The 2,302-nt window shown below is 67.6% G+C and carries 3 protein-coding genes; all 3 read right to left on the bottom strand.

The features are described from left to right. Nucleotides 1–856: LLM class flavin-dependent oxidoreductase (locus AB4Y84_RS19680; RefSeq protein ID WP_442250727.1), on the bottom strand; the 856-nt coding region annotated here is incomplete at its 3' end. Nucleotides 857–1,056: 200 nt separating this feature from the next. Continuing rightward, nucleotides 1,057–1,824: a sulfurtransferase gene (locus AB4Y84_RS19675; protein WP_442243695.1), complete on the bottom strand. Its 768-nt coding sequence runs from the start codon at nt 1,822–1,824 to the stop codon at nt 1,057–1,059. Between the two features lie 265 nt (nt 1,825–2,089). Next, nucleotides 2,090–2,302, bottom strand: a 213-nt coding sequence (locus AB4Y84_RS19670; protein ID WP_442250726.1) for a DUF6164 family protein, incomplete at its 5' end; no start/stop codon positions are given.

Below are 2,302 nucleotides of genomic sequence, written 5' to 3'. Positions count from 1 at the left end.
CCTGCTGCGGATCACCCAGCACGGTGCACGCCAGCGCCCGCTCCACGCCCAGCTTCTCGTGGGGTTCCCAGAACGCTTCGATGTCATCGATCGGCGCCGGAATCTTGCCCGGACGGCCGCGACGCAGGTTGACGAAGCTCTGCTGCTGGCTGGTGAACAACCGCCGCGATTCGGCCTCGCTGTCACTGGCCACCACGTTCAACGCCAGCATCGCGTGCGGCAGCTTGAGCGTGGCCGAAGGGCGGAATTCGCGGCGATACACCGCGAGCGCTTCATCCATGGAATCGGGGGCGAAGTGCGAGGCGAAGGCGTACGGCAGGCCCATCGAGGCGGCCATGCGTGCGCCGAACAGGCTGGAACCGAGGATCCAGGTCGGCACCCGCAGGCCGCCACCCGGTACGGCCTGCACCGCCTGCCCCGGCTGCACCGGTTCGAAGTAGTGCAGCAGCTCGCGTACGTCCTGCGGGAACTGGTCGGCACTGTCGAAATAGCGGCGCAGGGCGCGCGCGGTCGGCTGGTCGGTACCCGGTGCGCGGCCCAGGCCGAGGTCGATGCGATCCGGGTACAGCGAGGCCAAGGTGCCGAACTGCTCGGCCACCTGCAGAGGCGCGTGATTGGGCAGCATGATGCCGCCGGCGCCGACACGGATACGTTTCGTACCACCGGCCACATGGCCGATCAGCACCGCCGTGGCGGCACTGGCGATGCCAGGCATGTTGTGGTGTTCGGCCAGCCAGTAGCGGCGGTAGCCCAGCGCATCGGCATGCTGGGCGAACTCAAGCATGTTGGCAAAGGCGGCAGTGGTATCGCTGCCCTCGCAGACCGGGGCCAGGTCGAGGATCGACAACGGGATCATCAGGCGGTTTTCCGTCACAAGATCCCCGTTTGATGGGGTCGCCCTGCCCCCACGGCCAGTGCCGGTGGCGGGACGCTGATTCCCGTTGGGCGGGCTCAGGGCCCGCCGGGCTTGATCCGGTAGAGCCGGCCGCTGGCCGGCAGGCAGAGAGGCGTGGCAACCGGCCAGCGGCCGGCTCTACCGGGCACCGACATTTCGGGTCAGAAGTCGCTGGGGCGCGGCTCGGCCAGCGGTTCGTCCACCAGCGGCTTCAGTTCGGCGTCCAGCGCCACGCGTTCGTCGAACACGAAGCAGCGGCCTTCATAGCCCTCGCCGCCCACTTCCTCGAAGTAACCGAGGATGCCGCCATCGAGCTGCAGCACGTTGTCCATGCCGTCATTGAGCATCCACAGCGCCGCCTTCTCGCAGCGGATGCCACCGGTGCAGAAACTGACCACGGTGCTGTCCTTCAGCGCTTCACGATGGGGCGCCAGCGCCTCAGGCAGATCGGTGAACTTGTGGATGGGCAGTACCAGCGCATCCTTGAAGGTGCCGTACTCGATCTCCTGCAGGTTGCGCGTATCAAGCATCACCACCGGCTTGCCAGCATCATCGTGCCCCTGCCGCAGCCAGCGCTGCACGGTGGCGGGATCAATCGCTGGCGCGCGCGGGTAGTCCAGCGGCTGGCCATCGTCACGACGGAAGCTGATGATCTCGTCCTTGACCTTGGCCTTCAGCCGCGCGAACGGCTGGTGCTCGCTGAAGCTGGTCTTGACCCGCATATCGGCGAAGCGCGCATCAGCACGCAGTTCCGCGTAGAAGCCATCGATCGCGGACGGCGCACCCGCCAGGAACAGGTTCAGCCCCTCGCCCGCCACCAGGATCGTCCCCTGCAGGCCGGACGCCTCGGCACGCGCCTGCAGCTGGTCGCACAGGGCGTGGGGGGCGTCGATGACGGCGAAATGATAGGCAGCGGTATTGGCGATCATCCCGCCATTTTAGCGCCTGACCGCCCCCGTATCAGCCTCCACCGTTCATCCACGCATGGCGTGGATCTACAGACGCCGGAAACTGTCGAAGGCGGGGCAGTGTGGGTTTGCGGGGTGTGAGCCGCATGGATGCGGCGACCAAGCCCCCAAGGATGGGTTCACGGCGGCCCCGCAAACCCACACTGCCCCGCCATCCCACGGAAAGCCGCTTGTGATGTTGCTTGAAGGCCTCTGCAGGTGCCGGGTGCAACCCGGCCGAACACCCCTACCCACGCAGCAGCATGAACGGCAGCAGCACCAGTGCCGCCGCCACCGCCATGCCCAGCAGCACCAGCACCACGAACACAGGGCGGCGCCGGAACAGGCTGCCAAAGGTCTCGGCAGTGCCGTCGCGCAGGGCCTGCTCGCGCTCAGCGCGGACCCGCACCCCGCGGGCCGCCTGGTACTCGGCCATCAGCGCCTTGGCACGCGGCTGGTC

The organism is Stenotrophomonas sp. 2YAF22 (assembly GCF_052114665.1).
In the GTDB taxonomy this organism is placed as follows: Bacteria; Pseudomonadota; Gammaproteobacteria; order Xanthomonadales; family Xanthomonadaceae; genus Stenotrophomonas; species Stenotrophomonas indicatrix.
The sequence above is the reverse complement of the archived record's forward strand: the minus strand, read 5'-3'. Positions and strand labels throughout refer to the sequence as shown.